The organism is Acidobacteriota bacterium, from assembly GCA_022340665.1.
Classification (GTDB): Bacteria; Acidobacteriota; Thermoanaerobaculia; order Thermoanaerobaculales; family Sulfomarinibacteraceae; genus Sulfomarinibacter.
In genome coordinates, this window is record JAJDNM010000076.1 from 1 (window position 1) to 23,288 (window position 23,288).

General features: G+C 61.9%; 20 protein-coding genes. 7 read left to right on the forward strand and 13 right to left on the reverse strand.

The window, feature by feature from the left end:
* The 4 genes from LJE93_09370 to LJE93_09385 form a co-directional block, all read right to left on the reverse strand.
* The coding region (locus LJE93_09370; GenBank protein MCG6949105.1) for a hypothetical protein at positions 1-240 on the reverse strand (240 nt) is incomplete at its 3' end.
* A 197-nt stretch (positions 241-437) separates the two neighbouring features.
* Complete coding sequence (locus LJE93_09375; protein ID MCG6949106.1) at positions 438-941, reverse strand: biotin/lipoyl-binding protein; 504 nt, start codon at positions 939-941, stop codon at positions 438-440.
* A complete protein-coding gene (locus tag LJE93_09380; GenBank protein MCG6949107.1) occupies positions 938-2,455 on the reverse strand; it encodes an acetyl-CoA carboxylase biotin carboxylase subunit in 1,518 nt (505 codons plus the stop codon). Before LJE93_09380 ends, LJE93_09375 begins: the two co-directional genes overlap by 4 nt.
* Positions 2,456-2,586: 131 nt before the next feature.
* On the reverse strand, positions 2,587-4,134 hold the full coding sequence (locus LJE93_09385; GenBank protein ID MCG6949108.1) for a methylmalonyl-CoA carboxyltransferase: 1,548 nt from the start codon (positions 4,132-4,134) through the stop codon (positions 2,587-2,589).
* Between the two features lie 82 nt (positions 4,135-4,216).
* Between LJE93_09385 and LJE93_09390 the strand changes: the two genes are divergently transcribed.
* The 3 genes from LJE93_09390 to LJE93_09400 all read left to right on the forward strand — a co-directional run bounded on the left by LJE93_09390 (position 4,217) and on the right by LJE93_09400 (position 8,112).
* Complete coding sequence (locus tag LJE93_09390; protein ID MCG6949109.1) at positions 4,217-5,509, forward strand: TldD/PmbA family protein; 1,293 nt, start codon at positions 4,217-4,219, stop codon at positions 5,507-5,509.
* Positions 5,509-6,861 (forward strand): hypothetical protein, encoded by a 1,353-nt coding sequence (locus LJE93_09395; GenBank protein ID MCG6949110.1) that lies wholly within the window; start codon positions 5,509-5,511, stop codon positions 6,859-6,861. Before LJE93_09390 ends, LJE93_09395 begins: the two co-directional genes overlap by 1 nt.
* A 174-nt stretch (positions 6,862-7,035) precedes the next feature.
* Entirely contained in the window at positions 7,036-8,112 is a 1,077-nt protein-coding gene (locus tag LJE93_09400; GenBank protein MCG6949111.1) for a YchF family ATPase, read from the forward strand.
* Positions 8,113-8,146: 34 nt separating this feature from the next.
* Here LJE93_09400 and LJE93_09405 read toward each other — a convergent pair whose 3' ends face one another.
* Both LJE93_09405 and LJE93_09410 read right to left on the reverse strand, forming a co-directional pair.
* The gene (locus tag LJE93_09405; protein MCG6949112.1) at positions 8,147-9,052 is read right to left on the reverse strand and encodes a tetratricopeptide repeat protein; all 906 of its coding nucleotides are present in this window, start codon (positions 9,050-9,052) and stop codon (positions 8,147-8,149) included.
* Between the two features lies 1 nt (position 9,053).
* Positions 9,054-9,602 (reverse strand): hypothetical protein, encoded by a 549-nt coding sequence (locus LJE93_09410; protein MCG6949113.1) that lies wholly within the window; start codon positions 9,600-9,602, stop codon positions 9,054-9,056.
* 56 nt (positions 9,603-9,658) lie between these two features.
* On the opposite strand from LJE93_09410, the gene selA reads away from it, so the two are divergent.
* On the forward strand, positions 9,659-11,023 hold the full coding sequence (gene selA, locus LJE93_09415; protein ID MCG6949114.1) for an L-seryl-tRNA(Sec) selenium transferase: 1,365 nt from the start codon (positions 9,659-9,661) through the stop codon (positions 11,021-11,023).
* On the opposite strand, the gene LJE93_09420 is transcribed toward selA, so the two are convergent.
* The 5 genes from LJE93_09420 to LJE93_09440 are packed head-to-tail and all read right to left on the reverse strand — an operon-like array spanning position 11,008 to position 16,167.
* Positions 11,008-11,784 (reverse strand): prepilin peptidase, encoded by a 777-nt coding sequence (locus tag LJE93_09420; protein MCG6949115.1) that lies wholly within the window; start codon positions 11,782-11,784, stop codon positions 11,008-11,010. The two genes, selA and LJE93_09420, sit on opposite strands and share 16 nt — an antisense overlap.
* Positions 11,757-12,908 (reverse strand): glycosyltransferase family 4 protein, encoded by a 1,152-nt coding sequence (locus LJE93_09425; GenBank protein ID MCG6949116.1) that lies wholly within the window; start codon positions 12,906-12,908, stop codon positions 11,757-11,759. The genes LJE93_09420 and LJE93_09425 overlap by 28 nt, the downstream gene beginning before the upstream one ends.
* A gap of 18 nt (positions 12,909-12,926) precedes the next feature.
* A complete protein-coding gene (locus LJE93_09430) occupies positions 12,927-14,222 on the reverse strand; it encodes an FAD-dependent oxidoreductase (protein ID MCG6949117.1) in 1,296 nt (431 codons plus the stop codon).
* Positions 14,222-15,223, reverse strand: coding sequence for an undecaprenyl/decaprenyl-phosphate alpha-N-acetylglucosaminyl 1-phosphate transferase (locus tag LJE93_09435; GenBank protein MCG6949118.1), 1,002 nt, complete (start codon positions 15,221-15,223; stop codon positions 14,222-14,224). Before LJE93_09435 ends, LJE93_09430 begins: the two co-directional genes overlap by 1 nt.
* A complete protein-coding gene (locus LJE93_09440; GenBank protein MCG6949119.1) occupies positions 15,220-16,167 on the reverse strand; it encodes a glycosyltransferase family 2 protein in 948 nt (315 codons plus the stop codon). The genes LJE93_09435 and LJE93_09440 overlap by 4 nt, the downstream gene beginning before the upstream one ends.
* Before the next feature lie 126 nt (positions 16,168-16,293).
* Between LJE93_09440 and LJE93_09445 the strand changes: the two genes are divergently transcribed.
* Both LJE93_09445 and LJE93_09450 read left to right on the forward strand, forming a co-directional pair.
* Complete coding sequence (locus LJE93_09445) at positions 16,294-18,030, forward strand: tetratricopeptide repeat protein (protein ID MCG6949120.1); 1,737 nt, start codon at positions 16,294-16,296, stop codon at positions 18,028-18,030.
* Complete coding sequence (locus tag LJE93_09450; protein ID MCG6949121.1) at positions 18,027-20,174, forward strand: sulfatase-like hydrolase/transferase; 2,148 nt, start codon at positions 18,027-18,029, stop codon at positions 20,172-20,174. The genes LJE93_09445 and LJE93_09450 overlap by 4 nt, the downstream gene beginning before the upstream one ends.
* On the opposite strand, the gene LJE93_09455 is transcribed toward LJE93_09450, so the two are convergent.
* Both LJE93_09455 and LJE93_09460 read right to left on the reverse strand, forming a co-directional pair.
* Positions 20,159-21,313, reverse strand: coding sequence for a glycosyltransferase family 4 protein (locus tag LJE93_09455; protein MCG6949122.1), 1,155 nt, complete (start codon positions 21,311-21,313; stop codon positions 20,159-20,161). The genes LJE93_09450 and LJE93_09455 overlap by 16 nt on opposite strands.
* Positions 21,314-21,353: 40 nt before the next feature.
* A complete protein-coding gene (locus LJE93_09460; protein MCG6949123.1) occupies positions 21,354-22,316 on the reverse strand; it encodes a hypothetical protein in 963 nt (320 codons plus the stop codon).
* A 64-nt stretch (positions 22,317-22,380) separates the two neighbouring features.
* On the opposite strand from LJE93_09460, the gene LJE93_09465 reads away from it, so the two are divergent.
* Positions 22,381-23,271 carry a glycosyltransferase gene (locus tag LJE93_09465; GenBank protein ID MCG6949124.1) on the forward strand — a complete coding sequence of 297 codons (891 nt, stop codon included), beginning with the start codon at positions 22,381-22,383 and terminating at the stop codon, positions 23,269-23,271.
* Positions 23,272-23,288 lie beyond the last annotated feature (17 nt).

Sequence of the window (23,288 nt, forward strand, 5' to 3'; positions counted from 1 at the left end):
GAATGGGTCGTTGATCGCACTCTGGCTGGCACCAGTGTCGACGATGAAAGTGAGCGGCTGTGACTCTCCGATAGTGACCTTCACCAGGATGAGGCCGGCGAAAGGCTCGTAGGTCATTTCATGTACGCACGAAGGCGGTACGTCGGTTTTGCCCATTTCCAGCCCGACCGCAACCCGCCCAGCCACAAGTGAAAGAACACCTATTGCCAGGAATATGAGCAAGCATCTTCGAAGAATCATTGGCCCAACAGTTTAGCCCTTCATTTTGGATCTCGCGTCATTGGATTCGATCGTCCCTTTGGATGCAGGATGGACCGCCTTTTCTTTTGCCTGGACCACCGTGACATCCAGGCTGAATCACGCCACACGGCGCTGCATCGGATCGTCGAAATAAATAAGCAGAATGTCTTTGCGCGGTTACCTGGGCCCGTGGCGGCTCATTCGAGCTCGACCAGGAGCTCACCGCCATCCACTGTCTCGCCCGCCCGGGCATGGACCGCTGATACCTTGCCGGCCTGTTCCGCCGCCAGCTCGTTTTCCATTTTCATGGCCTCGAGCACGACCAGCGACTGTCCTGGCTCGACCGTATCTCCGGGCTTGACCTTGACCGACACCACCTTCCCTGGGATCGGCGCTGTCACGCGGCTGGGTCCGGTTTCTCGCGCGGCGCTCACCGCTTCCACCGCTTCCGCTGGGGTCAGAACTTCGAAGTCGAACTCCCTCTGGCTGACGCCGATGCGCCAGTTTCCGTTTCCGCCGTTCTGATAGGAGATCTGCAAACTGCGTCCACTATCCGGAAATCGCAGAGACGCCACTGCGCCGTCGAGGCGAACGAGCTCGAGATCGTGTCGTCGACCGTCACATACGACCGTGAACTGGATGCCGTTCTGCTCGACATCGATCTCTTCGGACGAACCGCCGCCGCGAACGACCCACCTCATCGGGGGAACCTCCCGTGCAGGACCCGCAATCCTTCCCTCCACCAATCGCTTTCATGACCGCCTGCGAAGAGATCCCGGGGCAGGCGGCCCGCCGAGGCGGTAGCGAGGCATGCGGCGACCATCATCGCCGCGCGCTCGGCCTCGGGATCCTGCTCGCCGTGCAGCTTCTCGAGGTCACCCGAAGCGAGGAGCTGGTCGAGAAAACCAGTGTGGTAACCCGCTGTTTGGAACGCTTCCATTTCGACCAGCGCACGGAATAGAGTGAGTGTTGTCGAAACGCCACTCACCTGAAACTCGGAAAGTGCCCTGTGGAGGCGCTTGAGTGCCGTGTCCCGATCGGACGCCCACACAACGAGCTTGGCCAGCATCGGATCGTAATCGAGGGGTACGACGCTCGACTCCATGACACCGGAATCGAGCCTCACCCCCGGCCCACCCGGCCGCACCCAGAGCGAGATCCGCCCCGGAGACGGCGCGAAGTTTCTCAGCGGGTCCTCGGCGTAGATCCTGCACTCGATGGCATGCCCACGCGGGACGAGGTCCTCCTGTCGCAGGGAAAGGGGCTCACCGAGGGCGAGGTTGATCTGTTCCTGGACCAGGTCGACGCCGTAGACCTCTTCGGTGATCGGATGCTCGACCTGCAGACGTGTGTTCATTTCGAGGAAGTAGAAGGCCCCCTCCGGGTCGAGCAGGAACTCCACCGTGCCCAGCGAGTAGTACTTCGAAGCGTTGACAATCGCGAGCGCGGCTTCGCCCAATTGGGCCCGAAGCTCGGGCCCGACGACCGGCGAAGGGCACTCTTCGACCACTTTCTGGTGGCGCCGCTGGATCGAACACTCGCGCTCGCCGACGTAGACCGCATTCCCCTCGCGGTCGGCCACGACCTGCACCTCGATGTGGCGAGGCGACTCGACCAATCGCTCGACATAGACTCTGGCATCGCCAAAGTAGGCCTGTCCCTCGGAGCACGCGCGCTCATAGGCGGCAGCGAGCTCCCGGCGGTCGGAAACGACGCGCATACCCTTTCCGCCACCCCCGGCAACCGCCTTCAACAGAACCGGCAAACCATTCTCATCGACGAACGTTTCCAGCTCTGCAACTTCGGAGATCGGCTCCATCAGACCCGGAATGACCGGCGCTCCGGCTCTGCCAGCAAGCTTGCGTGATTCGGTCTTCGACCCCATCACGCGCATCGCGGTGGGCGGTGGTCCGACCCAGGTCAGCCCGGCCGCTTCGACCTTTTCCGCGAAGTCCGCGTTTTCGGCCAGAAAGCCGTATCCCGGATGGAGAAGATCGGCGCCACTCTCATCCGCAGCTGCCAACAGCTTGTCCATGTCGAGGTAGCTCCGGGCCGCCGGCGCCGGACCGATCGGGTAGCTCGCATCGGCCATCAATACGTGTGGCGCGAGCCGGTCGACATCCGAGTAGACACTGACGGTTCCGATACCCATCTCGCGGCAGGCGCGGATGATCCGCACCGCAATCTCCCCCCGGTTGGCAATCAGGAGCTTCATGTGTAGAAGCCGGGGGGAAGGTCGGGGAATCCCCAATCCGAAATCCGAAATCCGAAATCTTCCAGGCAGCCGTTCGTCATTCCCAATTCCTGATTCCCAATTCCCAATTCCTAATTCCTAATTCCTAATTCCTACAAGGGTATATTCGCGTGCTTTTTCGCCGGCATCGAATCCCGTTTGGTCTGCAGCATGGCGAAGGCGGAGGCCAGCTTGCGGCGCAGGGCGCGCGGTTTGATGACCTCGTCAAGGTAGCCCTTCGCGGCCGCTTCGAACGGATTGGCGAACAATTCCTGATATTCCGCGACCCGGCGTGCTCGCTCCGCCTCGGGATCATCGGATCCTTCGATCTCTCCCCGGTAGAGGATGTTGACCGCCCCCTGAGCACCCATCACCGCGATCTCCGCAGTCGGGAAAGCCAAGTTGATGTCGGTCCTGATGTGCTTGGAACCCATCACACAATAGGCACCGCCGTATGCCTTTCGGGTGATCACAGTAACTTTCGGCACGGTCGCTTCGGCCAGCGCGAAAAGCAATTTGGCACCGTGACGTATGATGCCGCCGAACTCCTGTTCGGTGCCGGGGAGAAAGCCGGGCACATCCTCGACGATCCACAGCGGAATGTTGAAGGCATCGCAGAAGCGAACGAAGCGCGCACCCTTGATTGACGCATTGATGTCGAGGACTCCCGCAAGGTGGGCCGGCTGGTTGGCGATCACTCCGATCGCGCGCCCCCCAACCCGGGTGAAACCGACGACGATATTCTTGGCGAAGTGTTGGTGGACCTCGAAGAATTCATCGTCGTCCGCCGCCCAGCGAATCAGCTTCGTGATGTCGTAGGGTTTGTTCGGGTCCGAGGGCACGAAGTCATCGAGCTCCGGAATCTCTCGATCGAGCGGATCTTCCGTAGACACCACCGGCGGCCGCTCGGCGTTGTTGGAAGGCAGAAAGGAAAGCAGGCGACGGATGGACGCCAGGCATTCGGTGTCGCCGGGGGCGGCAAAATGCGCCACTCCGGAGACGGAGTTGTGGGTCATCGCCCCTCCGAGCTTTTCCTTGGTGACCTCCTCGTGGGTCACCGTCTTGATGACCTCGGGTCCGGTGACGAACATGTAGGAGGTGGTCTCGACCATGAAGACGAAGTCGGTGATCGCCGGTGAGTAGACCGCGCCTCCGGCGCAGGGGCCCATGATGGCGGAAATCTGCGGCACGACACCCGAGGCGAGGGTATTTCGAAGGAAAATGTCGGCATAGCCGGCCAGCGAGGCGACGCCTTCCTGGATCCTCGCACCACCGGAATCGTTGAGGCCGATGACTGGCGCTCCGACCTTGACCGCAAGGTCCATGATTTTGCAGATCTTGGCCGCATTGGCCTCGGACAGCGAGCCGCCGAACACGGTGAAATCCTGTGCAAAAACGAACACCGTCCGACCGTGCACCTGTCCGTGTCCCGCAACGACTCCGTCGCCCGGGGTTTTCCTGTCCCCCATGCCGAAATCGGTGCAGCCGTGCTCGACCAGAGCATCCACTTCTTCGAAACTGCCTTCGTCGAGAAACTGCTCGATCCGTTCGCGGGCCGTCAACTTCCCTTGCCTGTGCTGGCGGTCGATTTTGTCCTCTCCACCACCACGGCGGTTGGAGGCCAGCCGCTCCTCCAATCGATCGACAACATCGCGGCTCATGCCTGTCCTCCCTTACCCAGAGCATTCTACCCCGGTCCGTCTCGCGACCGGTCGCGCCCAGTTACCATGATGTATGCGCCGGGTGACCCCTGCTGCCACGCCCCTCGATCCGGAATGGATGCAGCTCCTGTCGGACCGATGCGCCGAACTGCGTGGCGGTGGTGCCCGGTTCGAGGACCTCTATATCGAGCAAAGACTCGAGATCCGTGCGGCGAGAACCAGCAACGACTTTGATGTGGCATGGTGCAGGCTCGAGGGAGCGGCAGCTCGTTGGCGATCGCCGACGAGGACCATCCTGCATGCGCGAACCGGGCTTTCGCCACATTTTCTCGGCGAGCTCCTCGGTCGTCAGGCCGACCGGGTGGCTTTGCCGCCGTTGCGGCCGACACAGCCCGCAGAGATGAACTCCCCACGGGGTTGGCTGGATTGGGCGCGACAGGTGGCTTCACGGGTGGCTCCGGCGCCTTCGGTCATCCGCTTCATCAGTCGTCGGGCTGCGGTCATCCGAAGTGATGGGTGGGTTGGCATTTCGACCCCTCCGCTGGTTCACGTCGAGCGAACAGGGGACCAGCCGGTGGCACTGCTCGCGGTGTGGGGCCATCCGCAGCTCGCCCACTGGCTTTCCCAATTTCTCGAGCCACGACCACCGAAGACGTGGGAGCCGAGCGCAGGTACCCAGCTGCCGGTGCTGTTCACCGATGGGACTGCTGGAACCCTGCTGCACGAGCTCGTCGGGCATCTGGTCGAATCGGACCTCGTGGCGAACGGCGCGTCGCCGCTGTCAGGGCTCATGGGGGCCACGATCGCACCGACAACCCTCGACGTCTGCGACGATCCGACGCGCAGGGACCTTCCCGGCTCTTTCGATCACGATGACGAGGGAGTTGCAGCGAAACCGCTATCCCTTGTGGAATCCGGCCGGCTGAACGGTTTTTTGTGCGATCGGGAAGGCAGTGCCCGGCTCGATAGCTCTCCCGGGCGCGGACGTCGTTCCGTCTGGAGCAAACTACCGGTAACCCGGCAATCGAACCTGGTCATCAAGCCGGGAGAGTGCCTCACGGAGGAACTGGAGGGCGGTCTCGATCACGCGCTCGTCGTCACTCGCGTCGGCGGCGCGATGGTGGATCCGAATTCGTCGAGGACCGTGGTGCGAGTCGAGCGTGGCTGGGAGGTTCGGCACGGCCGTCGTCGACGTCCGCTCGCGCCGTGCGAGTTGACCGGCAGCGCTCTCGAACTTCTTGCCAACATCGACTCCAGAATCGGCTCCCATCCAGTGGCCGATTGGCGGCTGGGATGGTGCGTCAAGGATGGCGTGCCGCTGCCCACCGGATCCGAGGCTCCCGCCATGCTCGTCAACAGGCTCGAGGTCCTTTGATGGGTGTGCGGGACTACGTCGACCGCTTGAATGCCGCAGCCGAAGCTGCTCGGATCGAGCTCGACTATCGACCCGTCGGCCGCTGGGAGTTCTTCGCCAAAGCTTCCCTCACCCGCGAGGTGGAGGTCGCACCCGGCAACCCCCTCAAGACTGTCAATGTCGACGAGACCGGCGTGGCGGTGCGTTCCTTCAGGGATGGTCGGTGCGGCTTCGCTTCCGCCTCGGGTCTCGGGAGCGATCCCTCAAGACGCGCCGTAGAAGGTGCAATGGCCACTGAAATGCCGGTGTCGGTCGATCCGCTGCCACCGGAACGCATGCTCGGTATCAACAGCGTTCGGACGGCACGGACCCAGCCGCCGCCCGGCTGGGCAGGTCACATCGGGGAGGAGCTCGACAGGGCCGTCTCCACTCTCGGCAACGGCCATATCCGATTTCGTCGAACGGTCATCCAGGAAGGCGCATATGCCTGGATCCTGGCAACTTCGGATGGGTGGGTGGCCCGTCACGAGGACTCTCTGAGCTCGGTTCTGGTCGAGGTCGAACTCGTTGGAGAACGGAGCGGTATATGGCGCGACTGGATCCACATTCCTGATCCGGCCGCCTTCGATCTGGAAGCCGCTGCAGCGCAGTTCTCGGATCGTGCTCTTCTGACCAAAAGTAAGATCACCACTGACTCGGGTCTCCGCGATCTCATACTCCACCCGGAAGTCTCGTCCCAGCTGCTGGCTGCCATCTCTCCTTTTTTCCTCTCGACTGCCGACACGGATGATCAACTGCCTCTGGTCATCGACCGGAACGGCGCCCTCGCCGCGCCCGCCCTCACACTGGTAGACGATCGCACCGACCCGGACGCACCGGTCACCGGTCCGTGCGACGGCGAGGGGCTGCCGGCACGGCGCACGCTGCTGGTCGAGGAGGGCGTGCCGCGCCACCGCCTCGCGAGCCACCGGGACGCCGTGCGCCATGGTGAACCTTCACGCGGTGGTGCACTCAGGATTTCATATCGGGATTACCCGGAGACCGGTATCGCCAATCTGAAGGTCGTTACCAGGGACGGTGTCGCCGCGGCCGATCTCCTCGGTTCAGCAGACCACGCGCTGTATCTGCTGCGTCCGCTCGCACCGATCAGTATCGAGGCCTCCACCGACAGCTATCGGATCATCGCGTCCGGCGTATGGCTGGACGGTCACAGGGTATGTGGCTGGCATCCCGTAGTCGAACTCCGTGGCAGTCTCGGCCGACTGCTCCGTCGGATCGAGGCTGTCGGCACCGATCGCCGATGGTTCCAGACCAGCCGCGGATTCATTGCGGCGCCCTCGATGCTGATCCGCCATCAATCGGTGATCGGATAACGTAGCCCCAGATTTGGGATTTGGGACTTCGTATTTGGGAATTTGGCACCGGATGAATTCACACCTCGAAAGAGTCCCTTTTCTGGCTTGCGGCGAACGCTCAAAACCCGCGAAATGCTGTTGTGTTTGACGTTCTTGTGATATCTTGTGTCGTCTTTGGCTTTGGAGGCGTGGATGGAAGTGGGCATCATGGGACTGGCGGCAAGCGGAAAGTCGACCGTGTTCGGTCTGCTCACCGGTCAGGATCCGCAAGCACCGAACTGCGGTCACGGCTGCGTTCGGATTGGAATTGCCAGGGTTCCAGACCCCCGGCTCGAAGCGCTCAGCGAAATGTACCAGCCGGACAAGACCACGCCGGCGTCGGTTCGCTATGTGGACGTGCCTGGCATCCCCGACGAGCACCGTCAGGAAGCGACGTTCAACCTCCCGGAGTTACGTTCGGTCGACGCGTTGATGGTGGTTTTGAGGGCTTTTTCGGATCACGCGGTGGCCCACCCAACGGGTTCGATCGACCCTCTCCGTGATCTCAATTTCATAGAGGAAGAATTCATTCTCCAGGATCTTCTGGTTGTCGAACGTCGCCTCGATCGCATCCACCGCGACCTCAGGAAGCGCCGGGTGGCGGAGCTCGAACAGGAGGCCGGGGTGCTCGAGCACTGCCGGTCGGTGCTCGACGACGGAAGGCCGCTTCGAGGTGAATCTTTCAGTCAGCAGGACGAGAGGATCCTACGCGGTTTTACCTTCCTCTCGCTCAAACCGATGCTGGTCCTTCTCAATGTCAGCGAGAACCTAGTCTCCGACGACCCGTTTTCGGACCCAAGGTGGAAAGCGTGGGCCGATCGTCCTCAGATGGTCTTCTCCCACGTGTCTGCCAAACTCGAAAGTGAGCTCGCCCAGCTTGAGGGGTCCGAAGCTGCGGACTTCATGGCCGAGTTCGGCATTACAGACCGGGCACTCGATCGGGTGATCCGCGAGTCATACCGACTGCTTGGATCGATCTCATTCTTCACGGTCGGCTCCGACGAGTGCCGCGCGTGGTCGATCCGCACCGAGACGCCGGCGGTCGAGGCCGGTGGCGTGATCCACTCGGATATCAAGCGCGGATTCATTCGTGCCGAGGTGGTGCCGTGTGACGCCCTGCTCGAAGCCGGATCGCTTTCGGCCTGCCGGCAGCAGGGGGCCCTACGTCTGGAAGGCAAGACCTATCCCGTCCAGGACGGCGAGGTCGTCCACTTCCGTTTCAACGTGTAAATCAGCTCCAATTTGTCAGCCCGGGCTCAAACTGTCACGGGGCGAATTGAGCCTCACCCGACACGTTGCCGATCGGCCGCATCCCCCACGGCACTTCCTCCGTAGGGCTGTCGCTCGCGCTGTCCGTCGTGGCCGCCGGAGTCCTCTGTGGAACTCGTCGGGGGGCCGGGGGCCGTGGTGGCCTGACCGGTTGGACCGGCGTCGGTTGCGGTTGAGCCCTTTGCACCTCACCCTGTTGCGGCGCAGCCTTTTTCGCAGCAGGTGGGCTGGGCTCTTCCCACTCCGGTGTCGGTGTCGGCTCGTAGAGTCGTCTGATACGGTTGACCTCAGCAGGCTCGAGATACGGAATCGGCAGCATGCCCTTGAACCGTCGTTGGTCCAGGTCGACCAGCTGAGATCCGAGAGCGAGATCGGAGGCCAGCACTTCCGGATTGAACTTCGGATCGGCCAGCTCCGGCGCGAACTTGAACGCCCGGCGGTAGTGATAAAGGGCGGCCGAGCTGTTGCCTGTCTGTTCCTCGAGCAGCCCGAGGTAGAAGTTGCACCACCCGTGCCCGGTCAGCTTCTTGAGGCAGCGTTTATACGCTCGCCGCGCGTTGTACAGCCGATTCTCGCTGTGCTCCACCAAGCCGATCCGGAACCATGCCTCGTAGAGATCGGAGTCGAGGTCGAGCGCGCGCTTGTACATCCGCCGAGCATCCTTCGGATACCCGCGGTAAAAGAGCATCGTTCCGAGATCCACCAGCCCCTCGGGAGACAGCTCCTCGCGTTCCGCGCGTTCCCAATAGTCGCGAATGGTTTCGTCTCCAGGGTCGTCAACCACCAGCCAGCGTACGAACATCGGTTCGTCGGCGACCGCCAGACCGACAGCCGTCGATCCGCCAACCACCACCACCGCAACCAGTGCCGCGAACCGTGAAAGCGTCGAACAATTCGACATGTTATCTCTTCCCCTTTTTCTTCTTTGCTACGACCCTGACCTTATCACCCTCGATCTGCACCTCGAAACGCACCTTGCGCCCGAGCCGCTTCTCGATTTTTTCTCGCTGCGCGGCAATCTGCCGGTCGAAGGTGGCCCGGTCGACACCGAGGTCCAGACCACGCTCGGTCTTGGCGGTACGGTAGCGGTCGAAGAGCGTCGCCTCCTCCGTCATGTCTACGGTATCGAGCTCGGGGACGTTTGTTTCCATCAGCCGACGAAGCTCCTGGTCAGCGCGCGGCTGCTGAGCCGCACGGCCCTCCTCGCGCTCACGCAGCATGCGCTCCCAGTTCTGGGCATAGGTCATGAAGCGGTGTTGGAGCTGTTCAATCCGAAACTGTTCCGCCCGACGATTGACCGTCTGTTCAGCCAGCCTTCTGATACGACGGTAAATACGGTCCTTTTCGTCCTGGGGCGGCACCCGATCGACACCCGAGAAGTACTTTTCCCACTTCCGGATGTGTTCCTGTAGAGCACGTTCGAGGATCGAGATTTGTTCGATCAACTCCATCGTGTCTCCCTGCCGGTCGAATGCCCGGACGTGTCGACTCCGTTAGAATGCCAACCGTGGCATCCGGATATCGGCATATTCCCGCGATCCATCGTCTTCTCGACCTCCCCGCCCTGCGGGCCGCTGTCGACGAGTACGGCCGCGCCCCTGTGTTGGAAGCGTGCCGGGCCGCTGTGGACCGGCTCCGGCAGGGGTTCGGTTCCGACGAGGTTTCCGGGCAGAGCACCGAAGCGATCAATGAGTCCCTCGAAGCCGAGATCCTCGACATCCTCCGTACCGGTGCAACCACCGCCTATCCTGCGGTGATCAATGCCACCGGCGTGCTTCTGCACACCAACCTCGGTCGGGCGCCGCTCCCGCAACGCCTCCCACCATCCTTGAAATCATACCTCGCCCTCGAGTACGACGTCAGTGAGGGTCGTCGCGGTCAACGACTGGCAGCCCTGGCCGACCGCATCGCCCGGGTCTGCGGGGCACCTGCCGCAGTCATGGTCAACAATAACGCCGCAGCACTGTTTCTCATCCTCAAGGCGCATACAGAGGGCCGTGAGGTCGTCGTTTCACGCGGCCAACTGATCGAAATCGGCGGGTCGTTCCGTCTGCCCGACGTCATGAAAGCCTCCGGCTCGAAGCTGGTCGAGGTCGGATGCACCAACCGAACTCACCTTCGAGACTACGCCGCGGCGATCGGCGAGCGTACTGCGGCGATCCTGGTGGCCCATCAGTCGAACTTCCGCATCATCGGATTTACGACCGAGCCGTCGATCGGTGATCTGGCGGACCTGGCGCGCGCGCGCGGTCTTCCTCTGGTTGTCGATCAGGGCTCGGGGGCGCTGCACGACCTTAGCCGGTGGGGCCTGCCGCACGAGCACACGGTCTCGGAATTGCTCGAGGCCGGCGCCGATATGGTCTGTTTTTCCGGCGACAAGTTGCTCGGCGGTCCTCAGGCCGGCGTTGTTGTCGGCCGCGAGGAATGGGTCGAGCCGCTTGGCCGCCATCCGCTCTACCGGGCGCTGCGCCCCGACAAGATGGCCCTGTTGACGATGGAAGAGACACTCCGCGCCCACCACAGTGGACGGCTCGAAGAAATCCCTCTCTACGCCATGCTCGAGACACCAATCGATGCCCTCAATGGTCGTGCACGCCGTCTCGGCCGAAGACTGCGTGCTCGCGGTGTGCCGGTTCGGGGACGGACAACCCGAGCGACACTGGGCGGGGGCACGACACCCGAGGAGACGCTGCCAAGCTATGGCCTCGGCCTCGACGGTGGCCAAGAGCTCGCCGACAGGCTGCGGGCTCAGACACCACCGGTTGTTGCTCGCATCGAGGATGACGAGGTGGTGCTCGACCTGAGAACGGTCTTCCCCGCTCAGGACCGGAGCCTCGAAGAGGCGCTGGTGGCCGCCTACCAGGGGCTGTAACTGAGCCAGGCCGCCGGCGCGTAAAGCCAGAGGATGACTGCCAGGGCCAGAAAGGTGCCAAACGGCAACGCAGTCTTGCCCGAGCCGCGGCCGACCACGATCATCCCGAGTCCCACCAGAGCTCCCGTGATCGACGCAACAACGAGCACCCCGACCACACCGTGCAGGCCGACCACTGAGCCAATGGCAGCAAGGTACTTGACATCACCCCAACCCATCCCCTCGATGCCTCTCAGCAGCTTGTAAATGACAATCACCAAGATTGGCAGCAAAGCACCTACGGTAGCCCCTGCCAACGAATCGAGCCACCACGTGTAGCCACCCAATAACGAACACACGAGGCCGAAGACGATCGACGGATAGGTGAGAACGTCGGGAAGGATCTGGAAGTCGAGATCAATCAAACCAAGCGTGACCGAAACCCACGCGAAGATTACGACCTCGAAACCGGTCACACTGAGGCCCCAGCGTGCGACGGCGGCCACCGCCAGAAGCCCACTAACGAGTTCGACCAGAGGGTAGCGAAAAGAGATGGGAGCCTTGCACTCCCGACAACGGCCGCGCAGAAGAACCCACGAGATGAGAGGGATGTTGTCGTACCACCGGATCGGAGTCGAACACGCCGGACACGAGGACGGCGGCGTGCGCACGATCGAGATCTCCCGAGGAAGCCTGTAAATGATCACGTTGAGAAAGCTCCCCACGACCGCCCCGAAAGCGAATGCGAAGGCCATCACGAACGGTTGTTCGAAATCACCCATCGGTAGAGCTCCCCCTGTTGCCGCACCATGAGATCTCGATCGAACTGTTGCAGGCCCCTACGCGCCGCCGCCCCCATCCGCTCCCTCAGATCCGCATCCCTCAGCAGGCGGGTCACTGCGTCGGCCAAGGCCACGATATCCCCGGCCGCGACAAGGTATCCGTTGTCGTCCGGTCGTACCACCTCGATCGTTCCGTCGACCGCGGTCACCACCACCGGCACCCCGGCTGCCAAAGACTCCACCACCGAGCAGGGCAAGCCCTCGTGCCGCGACGTCAGCACCGAAACATCGGTTGCCGCAAGAAGCCCGGCCACATCGTCCCACCATCCGCTGAAGACGATGCGCTCCGCGACCCCGAGCTCCCTCGCGAGGCTCTCGGCGGCCCTCCGTAAAGGGCCATCACCAGCCATCACGAACCACACCTCTGGATTCCCCTCATGGACCGAGGCTGCAACCCGAACGAAGTCCAGCGGCGCCTTCTGCGGTTTGAAATTGCCCACCTGGGTCACCAGCCGTGCGTCCGCCGGCACGCCCAGCTTTCGTCTCACTGCGTCCCCGCCCGCGGCGCCCGCAAACTGCGCGAGGTCGATGCCGGCTCGGATCACCTGCGAGTTGCCCTCATCGAACAACCCCAGGTCGATGCCGCGCTTGCGATCGACCTCGGAAACCGTCACGAATTTGGTGGTGAAGCGTGACATGACCCTCTCGGCAGTCCGAAAGGAGATGCGTTCCATGGTCGATTGGAGCGGTGTGAAACCGAAGCCATGGACGGTGTGCACCGCCGGAACCCCCTCGAGACGGGCCGCGATCCGGCCCAGAATGCCCGCCTTGGAAGAATGGGTATGGATCACCTGGGGCCGGAAGGAGCGCGTCGCGCCGCGCAAGGAGGTCAGCGCCCGAATGTCTGAAAGGGGCGCGACCGGCCGGACAAGAGAATCAATCGGAAATTGTGTGAGATCGCGAATCTCCGCCGCCTCTTGGTCGAGAAGATCCCCGGGGCCCCAGGCCAGCGCGACATCGAACACCTTTCGATCGAGGGCCCTGGCCGTGTGCAGCACCACTCGCTGCGCGCCGCCCAACTCGAGCCGGGTGATGGCGAGCAGGACCCTGATGCGATCAGTCACTGCGGGACCGTCCACCGTCTACTCAGCCGCCGCCAGCCGACGGGCCGCCGACATGCCATCGAGAATCGCATCTTCCATCGCCGAGTATTTCCACTCGGCCCATCGTCCCGAGAGGGTTACATCGTACTTTCGGAAGAAGCTCCTCAGCTGCGCCACCGCCTCACGTCGAGAGTGGTCGAAGACAACATAGGCGGGGTCGAGGACCGTGATTCTTCGCACCTGAAGAGCGCTCTCGTCGAGCAGGCCAACTTCTGCCAGCGCCTTCTGCGCTTTCTCGGCGAGAGACACGACGTCGCCCTCATCCGGATCCAGGCTCATTTCCAACGAAACTGTGTGACAGCCGTGAGGTGCGAGATCCCCGTGATTCGAAGGAAATCCCACCCGGTAGAAGGGAAGCTCGGAATCCGGGAAGTAGAGCCAATGCTGTTCCGACGGAGCCGGTCCCGCGACACCGAGCGCGAAATTGACGACTCGCACCCATCTCAGGGCTCGTCTGGCGGCGGCCACTTCTTCCGGCAGCGTATCGCTAACGAGATCGACGAGGGCTGGGAGCGATATGGTCGACACGGTCTTCTTCCACCCCACGCGCTCTCCATCCGCAATCTCCACCCACCTTTCCCCGAGATGGACCCGAACGACCTCATGCTCGAGCCGGAGATCCGTCACTCGCTCCGCAATCGTGCTTGGCAGCAGATCGATGCCGCCCTTTTTCGGATAGCGAAAGGTGGCGTTATAGCCGACATCTTCGTCGTGCAGGCCGAGGGCGCCGTTGACCACGTCCTCCAGCCTCGGTTTCGGAACGTAGCGACCAACCCAGTCGAGGCTCAGCTCGTCGGGGCGAGCACGATACAGCTTCGAGTTGTAGGGAAAGAAGAAATGCTCGGCGAGGCCTGCTCCGAACCTCCCGAGAACCCACTTTTCGAAATCGGCCGGTTCATCGGCCGGCTCCTCCGACCACGCGCGGATGAATCCGAGCAGGCAGTCGCGACGCACCTCGGGTGCGAGGCCGTGGGTGTTGATCTGTACCGGATAGGGGGTAGACCGGCCACCGATGACGACCGCTGCCTTCCGCTCATGGATCCCCAGTTGGGACCACAGGCCGATCGCCTCCAGATAATCCGCCGTTTCCTGGCGCGCCACGTGCAACAGGTGGCCGGTGTAATCGAAGACATAACCCTGATCGGCGATGCTTCGGCATGCACCACCCGGCTCGTTCTCGCGCTCCAGCACTATCGGTGGCGACCCCGATCGCTCCAGCTGCTCCGCGGCCACCAGACCCGTGAGGCCACCACCGAGAATCAGCGTCCTCTCCATCACGACTCCATCGGCACCATTGCCAGCCAGACCAGAAGGCCGGCTGTGGCGACGCCGACGATGCCCGTCAGCACGAGCGTGGTCATCGGATCGAGGTAGAGCACCACCAGGCCGATGGCTCCGAAGACAACCGCAACCGCATAGCTGACGACCACTGTTCCGGCGGTCCAGTCGTCGAGGCGCTTGCGTACCCGAAGTGGGAAGTGGTCCGGGCTCCCGTAGTAAATCTTGCGCCCCGACTTGATTCTCAGCACCACCACGTAGGCGGTGTCGATGATGGGCACGGCGAGGATGTAGAGCGGCGCCAACCAGCCGACGGGGTTGTTTTGTGTGTAATCCATCACCATCGCCAGCGCGCCGAGCGTGAGCCCGAGGAACAAGCTCCCGCAGTCACCGAGATAAATCGTTGCGGGATAGAAGTTCGAGCGGAGGAAACCGAGCAGTGCGCCGATCAATGCGACCGTAAACGCGGCCACCATGAGGCGGCCGTTGAGCAGCGCCACCACCAGCAGGAAAGTGGCGGATATGACTCCCAAACCGCTCGCCAGGCCGTCCATGATATCGACCAGATTGAATGCGTTGGAGAGCCCGACCAACCACACCACGGTAACCACGAGCTGCAGCCACCACGGCATGATCGCGACCTGGACCATGATGCCTGACTTGATGAGCACGAAGACCGCCACGACCTGGCCAATGACCTTCGGTTTCGGCGTCAACGCACCGAAGTCGTCGATCAGGCCGACCGTCATGACGATGGTCGAGGCAAGCAACAGGGCCAGCAAGTCCTGGTCGAATTCGAAGGTCATCCCGATAGAGAGGAGGAAGGCTATGAAAACGGCCAGCCCTCCGAGGTAGGCCACCGGCTCTCGGTGTTTCTTGAGAGCACCGTCAGGCCGGTCGACCACTCCGAATCGGAGGGCCGCTTCTCGTGCCATCGGTGTCCCGACCAAAGCGAGGAGGTAGGCGAGCACGAAACCGAGGATGAGGCGAATCGTCATGGCAGCTCGTGCAACCTCCGTCGGCCGGATTTGTTCGGCTTCCTCCACTCGCGCATCACCATCGGCCACCGCCGGCGCAGGTGCCCAAGGAGCGACGGCCGACGCAAAACGCCCGCCACCGTAACACTCGAATCCCATATCAAGAGTAGGGGGAGGCGCATCAGAAGATCAAGAGGGTGGAGATGGCGGATCAGCGTCATCCAGCGATTCGAAAGAATGTGGGCCTCGAGGGCCGGAGGACGCCGCCAACGGAGCGGACCTCCCCCTGTTGAAGCGCCCGCCCCACGGCGGTGGGTTCCCACGGCTTCGGGGCAGCTCCGAATTCGCCAGCCCGAGTTGACAAGTCGCCAACCGAGCTCCAGGTCCTCCCAGAAGCAAAAGAAGTGCTGTGCCCACGGACCGTGTTCTTCTGCTACCGACTCCAGCGCGTCGCGGCGAAAGACGGCCAGCGCACCGCAGGCGGACAACACGTCCGTCGCCCTGAGAAGATCGCGAGTCGGGGGTTGCCCGTAACCTAGGTCTTCCACCTCCAGATTCCACGGCTTCAGGCGTTGACCCACGGTGTCTACGGTCCGGTCATTGCTTCGCATCAGGAGCGGCGCGACACAAGCCAGGGTGGGGTCCGCCTCCAATTCGGCAACGGCTTTTTCGAGACAATCTGAAGCAATGACCACGTCCGGGTTGAGGAAGGCGAGATGCTCACACTCACCACCGATTTCTCGAAAGCCACGGTTGCATCCCCCGGCAAATCCGCTGTTGGGCTCCTCGACGACTAGCTTCACCCGAGGATCGTCGAATTCCCGAACGAACTCCCGGGAGTTGTCTTCGGAAGCGTTGTCCACTACGACTACCTGTTCGAGGCCATCAGCCCTGAGAAGCGCCTCGATGCAGAGCGGGAGGTCTTCGGCTGAGTTATGGCTCACCACCACCGCACCGATTCTCACTGGACAGCTCCTGACTGAGATGCAATCCGGGGAAGGCAAGCCATCAATTGATTATAAGGGGCGGTGGGACCGGACAGCATTCGCAAGATATTTCAACTGCGAGACGTAGCTGCGACAATGGTTGGGATGGCGAACGGCCCCTCCGCAGATGCATCGTCGATCGCGAACCGCGGTTGGCTGCAGCTCCTCCTGCTGCTGGCGATTATCGCGGTGTTGCTTTCTCCGGCCTTGCGTGCCGAGTTTCTGTGGGACGACTTCAAACAGATCGCCGAATCACCCACGATCGACGATCTTGGGAGAATCCCGTTCTACTTCACCCACAATGTCGTGGAGTCGGCCGGCGGCGAGGGTCGGGGAGCCGAAGGCGTCGACACCTATCGGCCACTCTTCATGGTTACCCTGGCCGCGGTTTACCAGGTCAATGGACCCGACCCCTTCTGGTTCCACGCGTCCGTGCTGGCGGCCCACCTGCTCGTGTGCGCGCTGCTGTGGTGTCTCGCCATCCGCTGGATCGACTCGAGTCTCGCAGCGGCGATCGCGGTTTTCTTCTTCGCCTGCCACCCGGTCACCGCAGAAGCCTACTTGTGGCCATCCGCCCTACCGGAACCACTGGCCGCAGCTGGTCTTCTCGGCGCCGTGCTCATCCTCGATCATCTCTCGCCATACGGTCGACAGCGATCTCGGGCGTGGGTCGTGGCGACCGTCGCCGGAATCGTGTTCTTTGCCGGTCTCCTGAGCAAAGAGATCGTGCTAGCTGGCCTGTTGGCGCTCGGTCTCTTCCTCGTCGCGTCGCGAAAGGTACTGGTGCGGTATCTCATGCCGGCCACGGTCGCCGTGATCGTCTTCCTGGTCATGCGTGCGGCAGCCCTCGATGGGATGCAGGCGGCAGGAGCAGATGCGACGCAACGCATCCAGGCCCTCAAGGTCTACCCGGTTCTTCTCGTCGATGGCCTTCACTCGATGCTCACCATGCAGCCGATCGGCATTCGTCATCTGTCATGGGAGTACGCGGGTGTCAGCTGGAGCACGAGCTGTCTGGCTGCAGCTCTTTGCGTGGTGATCCTCGTCGTCACGATCATCGCCCGGCGAATCGCGCCCTTGGCCCCGACCGCAGCATTGACTACGGGGCTGATGCTTGCCCCAATCGCGTTGGTGGCAACGGTTCCCGGGTGGGGCGGCTTCGGCAGATACCTCTATGTGCCGCTTGCCGTGACCAGCCTCGCGCTGGCCGACCTTGGTCTGGCGGCCCACACGAAGCTTGAAACCAGCCGCCCGCTGTTCCGCTGGGCGGTACCGGCAATCGTAGCAGTTGTCATCATCTCCGAAATCGTCGGCCTGCAGCGTGCCCTTCACGTCTATGCCAATCAGGAAAATCTCGCGCGCGCCGCGATCGAGATCTTCCCCGACGGACCGGATGGCTGGGAGTGGCTCGGCAACGTGTACCTCGATCGTGGTGAATTGGAGGCCGCACGCGAGTGCTACCGCGAGGCCACCGAGCGAGCGCCGGAGCTTTACCGCCCACGTCACAACCTCGCCGCCGCCCTCCTCTACACCGGACACCCCGCCGAAGCCCTCGAACAGCTCGAGATTCTCAACTCCCTCCATCCTCCGACCGGGCCCGGATCGAAGGTCGCCGTCGACGCTTTGATGGCGTTAGGACGATGGGACGAGGCCGGCGAACGGTTGGTGCTCAGCCTCGACAGGGACCCCAACTACGGCCCACTCGGTGAAACTGCTTCGCGTCTGCTTGACCAACATCCCCATCAAACCGAATTTAGGGCGTGGCTTGAGTATGAGCTCGGATTGCCTGAACACCGGAAGGCCGCAATTGTCCTGCGACCGATGTTGGGGATTGACGAATGATCAAAGCGGCAAAGCGAAAGAGGACAATCACCGCTTGGGCTTTGGGTCTGTTGTTCTGCCTGGCGTGCGCCCCCGCTCAAAAGCGATCAGCAGCAGCCGAGCACGTCCGGGTCGGTCATCAACATCTGGCCGACGGACGGGTCGCTGCCGCAGAGGCCGAGTTCGAGAAGGCAGTTCAGCTCGACCCAGCTGCGGTCGAAGCGCACGTTCAGCTGGCCAACATATGTGTCATGCGCGGCCGTGTCGCCGAGGCTGAGGAGAGATTCGCGTCTCTGTTGGATCGCTATCCTGAAAGCTCTCTGGTACTCAGCGGGTGGGGAAAGCTGCTCGCTGCTACCGGCAGACTCGAGCAGGCCGAGCCGGTGTTGCGGCGCGCGGTTGAGTCCGAAAACCCATCTCTGGACGCAGCCATGGATCTCGCAACAGTCCTGGCCACACTCGGCCGTATTGAAGAGGCGCTCGCCGCCTATGAGCGAGCATCGGATCTCGGTGCGTCTACCTCGATTCCGTTCTTGATCGGCTGGTCCGAGGTGCTGGACCGGGCTGGTCGACCAGACGATGCCATCGAGAAGCTCGAGATGTCGGCGAGCATGGACCCCGACAATCCTGAAGTCCTTGAAGGTCTGGGCAGAGCGTATCTCGAGACAGGTCGGCCAGAGGAGGCCGTCAGTATTCTACGTCGAGCGCTGGCAGCCACTCAGCCGGGCTCAGATCTTTATGCCACTCGACGTCAGGCTTTCGAAAAAGCCAATACGGCAGTACCCCGGCGCAGAGCTCATCCGACGATGCCAAATGTGCTGCTGATCGTGATCGACACCTTGAGATCGGACCACGTGGGCGCTTATGGTTACCCTTACCCGACAACTGCGAATATCGATCGCCTCGCAACAAGGTCAGTGGTGTTCGAGACGGCCGTCAGCCAGGCGCCTTGGACTGCGCCCGCTATCGCCTCGCTCTTCACCGGGCTTTACCCTTCAGTTCACGGGCTGGACGGAGGAATCCGATGGAGCGAGCCGGCGACGTCCAACGGCGGGAATCTCCCGTTTGCGGTTCAGAAGACTCTCCCGCCGGGACATCAGACGATGGCCGAGCTGTTCCACAGGGCTGGCTACACAACCGCGGGTTTTGTGTCCAACCTCTATGTCAATGCGATCTTTGGCTTCGCTCAGGGTTTTGATCATTTCGACGACTCGCACGAAGACTATCTTTTCCCGGATGGCGAAGCCAAGCGGCGAGCAGAGGTCACCAACCAACGAGTCTTCGACTGGTTGTCATCAGGAGTCGAAGAGCCGTGGTTCCTCCTTGTTCACTACAACGACCCCCACTGGCCCTACGAACCACCATCTCCCTACGGACAAAGCTTCACCTTCGGCTACAACGGTTCTCTGACACCCAACACGACTCGTGAGATCGTGGTCACTCACCACGAGGTTCCTCCTCCCATTTCTGAACAGGATCTGGCCTATATTGTGGGCCTCTATGACGGCGAGATCCAATACATGGACGCACAGCTCGGCCAGCTCCTGGAGGCCGTTGGCGGCCTGCAGCTGAAGCGCGATCTCGTGTCGGTGGTGACGGCCGACCATGGTGAGGAATTCCTCGATCATGGGGCCTTCAACCATGGCTACACCCTGTATGAGGAGCAGACCTCGGTACCATTCATCATTTCCGCGCCTTCGAGGCTGAAACCATGCCGAATTTCCCAGCAGGTTCGCCTTATCGATGCTGCGCCGACTCTTCTGGACCTCGCACGCATCGACCTATCAGGCGCTCGTTTTCAGGGGCGGAGCCTCCTCCCACTCATAAACGGATCGGATACCGATGCCCTTGATGCATTCAGCGAAGCAACCAACTTCGGCGGTCAGTACGCGATTCGAAGTGCAGGCTCGATGAAGCTGATTCACTCACTGGCATCTCAATCGTGGCTTCTTTTCGACCTCCGGACCGATCCTCGTGAACAAGATGATCTGAGTGCACGACACTCGACAGAAGTCCAAGAATTGTCCTCTCGGATCGACGCCTGGCGAGAGAGAAACCGCCTTCTCCATCGTGCAATCGGTGCCTCGGAAACCGCGCTCGACCACGTGGTCCTGGATGAAAAAACGCAGCAGGGGCTCCAGGCACTTGGCTATATCGATCCCTGAAGAACGCGCTCCATTCGATCAAGATGCCGTTCGACCGAAAAATCTGTCCGCGCCCGCCGGCGTCCCGCTTCGCCGAACCGACCACGGAGACCTTCGTCTTTCGTGAGCTGCAAAATCGCGCTCGTGAGGCCGGCCACATCGCCTGGCGGGCACAAAATGCCCGTTCCACCGTCGATTACCATCTCCGGCACTCCGCCGTTTGCGTAGGCTACCACCGGCTTGCCGACGGCCATGGCTTCCATCACCACTCGCGGCAAGGGATCCGGCCACAGCGTCGTCAGTGCGAGTCCGTCTACCGCCGCCATGAGTTCCCATATCTCCGGCTGTGGAGGCACGATTCGCATTCGTTCAGCTGCGGGCCCGCTATCGATTTCATTTCGTAATGTGCCGACGAAGGACGACGAGCCGTGACCCGCGATCAGGAACCAGGCATCGGAACATTTTTCGGACACCCGATGAGCGGCACGCACGAAGTCAACCGCGCCCTTGTGTTGCACGAGCTGGCCGAACCACCCGAATACCGTCGCCCCAGACGGAAGATCGAATCGCGCACGCGCCGATGCGCAATCGGGGAGGGTGTCGGGAATCTCGACGCCGTTGTGGATCACCTCCAACGAAACCCCGAGACCTTCCGCACGAATCCAATCCGCAACCGCCTCACTCACCGCGACGATCCGATCTGCATCGCGACGCAGCCGGCCGGCAAACCAGCGACGCCGTGCACCCGGAGGGAGGATTTCGTGGACATGCCACACCACTGGTCGCCCGGACGCTCGTGCTGTGGCCGCACCTCGGAGGTGGGGGAGGCAGTTGACGTACACAACGTCGGGGTCGAACTCGGAAAAGAAAGACGCCAGAGAGCCCGTCCCGGGGTCTGGAAGCAGAAAGCGCGCGCCGCGCACCAGCTGTCTCCACGCCGGCTGACGATCCGCCTGCACGAGCCAGCAGCACCGGACTGGAATTCGCCGGACCTCGATACCGGAATCCTCGAGGGGAGAGTCGAACGCCCACGGGCCGGGAACCGACACCGCCACCTGGTGGCCACGCCCGACAAGCCCTCGGGCGACGAGCTCGAGCACTCGCTCAGCACCGGTAGGCGCCGTTCTCGAAGCGAGATGGGAAAGCATTGCAACCTTCATCGACAGATCCAATACGGCCGTATCCCGGTAATTCCCCACATCAGGCACGGCTTCCGATCTGAACTGAGTCGCGAGACCAGCCGCAAGCAGCCTTGACCGCCGTGGCGGCCGCGTCACGAAGGCTACGGCCTACGACCAACGAGAATCTCGTCGGACCGAGAGCGCGCCTCCACGTTCGGTTGCGCTTTGCCGATGTGGCCCATCGTTGTTCAAGCCGCGCAAGAATATCCGGCCCTTCAATCTTCGAGACGTGTTCGAAGGCGGTAATCAAGGCCGGATCGGAGTACTCGCTGGCGGTTGCCGGCAGCTCTCTCCGAAAAACCATGTCGGCCGCCAGCATCGCCAAACCCAGTCGAGAGTCTCCAGTTCGTTCGAAATGTCGCCACACCCGATCCAGGTACTGCCATTGAATGCGCGCATCATGGGGCCTGGAATCGAGCAGTCCTCGGTAGGCCTGTGATGCCTGCAAAGCCCGGTGAGCTCCGAAGTGGAACGCCTGCAGCGGCGAAGGATCGCTCGCGTGCAGAACCAGGTCCCTTGGAGGGTTCATGACCATCACCTTCTCTCCCGGAAACTCGGGGTCGGGATCAACGTAGAGGGTCTCCCGGTGCTTATTCCAATGGACCCGATTGGAAAAAAGATGAGCACCGATAATCTGGCTTTCGGTCATCCAGTCGGTCACCGCAAATACCAGATGATCGAGGCGCGGCCGCCGTTCGAAAACCTGAACCAGATCTGCAAGAACTTCGCGGTCGGCGAGAATCATGTCTGCGTCGAGTTTGAGGAAGAGGTCGTGGTTTCCTCGTTCGGCCATTACCGTTTGATACAGCCGGGCGTGTGCCTCGGCGTTCGGCAGGCCCTCGAACAACCTGTGCTCCCAGGATGTGTAACTCTGGTTCTCGAGAGAATTTCGGCATCGCCCGAACTCCGCTTCACCGGAATAGAGAGTCAGGACGAGTACGGAGGGGCGGACATTTGACGGCATTTCGGGCGGTCGTGCCACAGCCGAATTATAGGCCACGGTGTAAATCGAACCATCCGTGTTTGTATGATTGTGTTGCACAAGCATGCGGGATGTCGGCGATGGTTTGTCGTGGATTCTCAGCCGTTACCGGGTGCGCCTTCTCCTGCGGGCGGCCGGGCGGCTCGGGGAGATCCTCCGTTATTCGACGGTACGACCACCGCAGGATCAACGATTTCACATAGTCTCAGCGCAGCGCAACATGGGCGAGACGGCCGTTCGCTGCCTTGAATCGGTCAAAAACCAGAATTATCCGAAGCACCTCGTTCAGCACGTGATTATCGATGACGCGTCCACGGACGAAACTCCAGAGATCATCAACAACTGGATTCAGGCGCACCCCGATCAACGGGTGACTTTCATCCACAACACCAAGCGCATCGGAATGCTCGGGAATAATCTCGCCGGCTTTCGCACAGCAAACGACACCGACATCGGTATCGAACTCAACGGTGACGATTGGCTGCCCGACTCGGGGGTCCTTCGATTTTTCAACAAGGTATATAACGAACACGACGTATGGATGACGTACAACTCTCTGCGGCAGACAGACGGAACGGTTCTCTTCCAGTTACCGCCTCCGCGAGAGGTGCGCAGGCTTCGTAGTTATCGCCAAGCGCCGTGGACGACGAGCCACCTCCGCACCTTCCGAATGCGTCTTTACCGCCTCGTACCGAGCCAGCACCTCAAGGACCCGACGACCGGATCATACTGGGACATGGCTCCCGACATCGCCGTCTACCTCGCGATGCTGGAAATGGCGGGAGAACATGCCCGCCACATCTATCGGATCACCTGCACCTACCATCCCCACGCCATGTCCGAGCATGTACGAGACCGAGCTCGCCAACTGGCAACCGATGAACGAATTCGAGATCTTCCGCCATGCCAACCGTTGAAATCCCTGCAACCACCATCCTCCACAACGTCCCCCTGAATCCAAAACCAGGGTAT

Excerpts from the sequence above, each read along its gene's own strand:
- LJE93_09375 (MCG6949106.1), bottom strand. The coding sequence starts at position 941 with ATGAGGTGGGTCGTTCGCGGCGGCGGTTCGTCCGAAGAGATCGATGTC.
- LJE93_09380 (MCG6949107.1), bottom strand. The coding sequence starts at position 2,455 with ATGAAGCTCCTGATTGCCAACCGGGGGGAGATTGCGGTGCGGATCATC.
- LJE93_09385 (MCG6949108.1), bottom strand. The coding sequence starts at position 4,134 with ATGAGCCGCGATGTTGTCGATCGATTGGAGGAGCGGCTGGCCTCCAAC.
- LJE93_09395 (MCG6949110.1), top strand. The coding sequence starts at position 5,509 with ATGGGTGTGCGGGACTACGTCGACCGCTTGAATGCCGCAGCCGAAGCT.
- LJE93_09400 (MCG6949111.1), top strand. The coding sequence starts at position 7,036 with ATGGAAGTGGGCATCATGGGACTGGCGGCAAGCGGAAAGTCGACCGTG.
- LJE93_09405 (MCG6949112.1), bottom strand. The coding sequence starts at position 9,052 with ATGTCGAATTGTTCGACGCTTTCACGGTTCGCGGCACTGGTTGCGGTG.
- LJE93_09410 (MCG6949113.1), bottom strand. The coding sequence starts at position 9,602 with ATGGAGTTGATCGAACAAATCTCGATCCTCGAACGTGCTCTACAGGAA.
- LJE93_09420 (MCG6949115.1), bottom strand. The coding sequence starts at position 11,784 with ATGGGTGATTTCGAACAACCGTTCGTGATGGCCTTCGCATTCGCTTTC.
- LJE93_09430 (MCG6949117.1), bottom strand. The coding sequence starts at position 14,222 with ATGGAGAGGACGCTGATTCTCGGTGGTGGCCTCACGGGTCTGGTGGCC.
- LJE93_09435 (MCG6949118.1), bottom strand. The coding sequence starts at position 15,223 with ATGACGATTCGCCTCATCCTCGGTTTCGTGCTCGCCTACCTCCTCGCT.
- LJE93_09445 (MCG6949120.1), top strand. The coding sequence starts at position 16,294 with ATGGCGAACGGCCCCTCCGCAGATGCATCGTCGATCGCGAACCGCGGT.
- LJE93_09450 (MCG6949121.1), top strand. The coding sequence starts at position 18,027 with ATGATCAAAGCGGCAAAGCGAAAGAGGACAATCACCGCTTGGGCTTTG.
- LJE93_09455 (MCG6949122.1), bottom strand. The coding sequence starts at position 21,313 with ATGAAGGTTGCAATGCTTTCCCATCTCGCTTCGAGAACGGCGCCTACC.
- LJE93_09465 (MCG6949124.1), top strand. The coding sequence starts at position 22,381 with ATGCGGGATGTCGGCGATGGTTTGTCGTGGATTCTCAGCCGTTACCGG.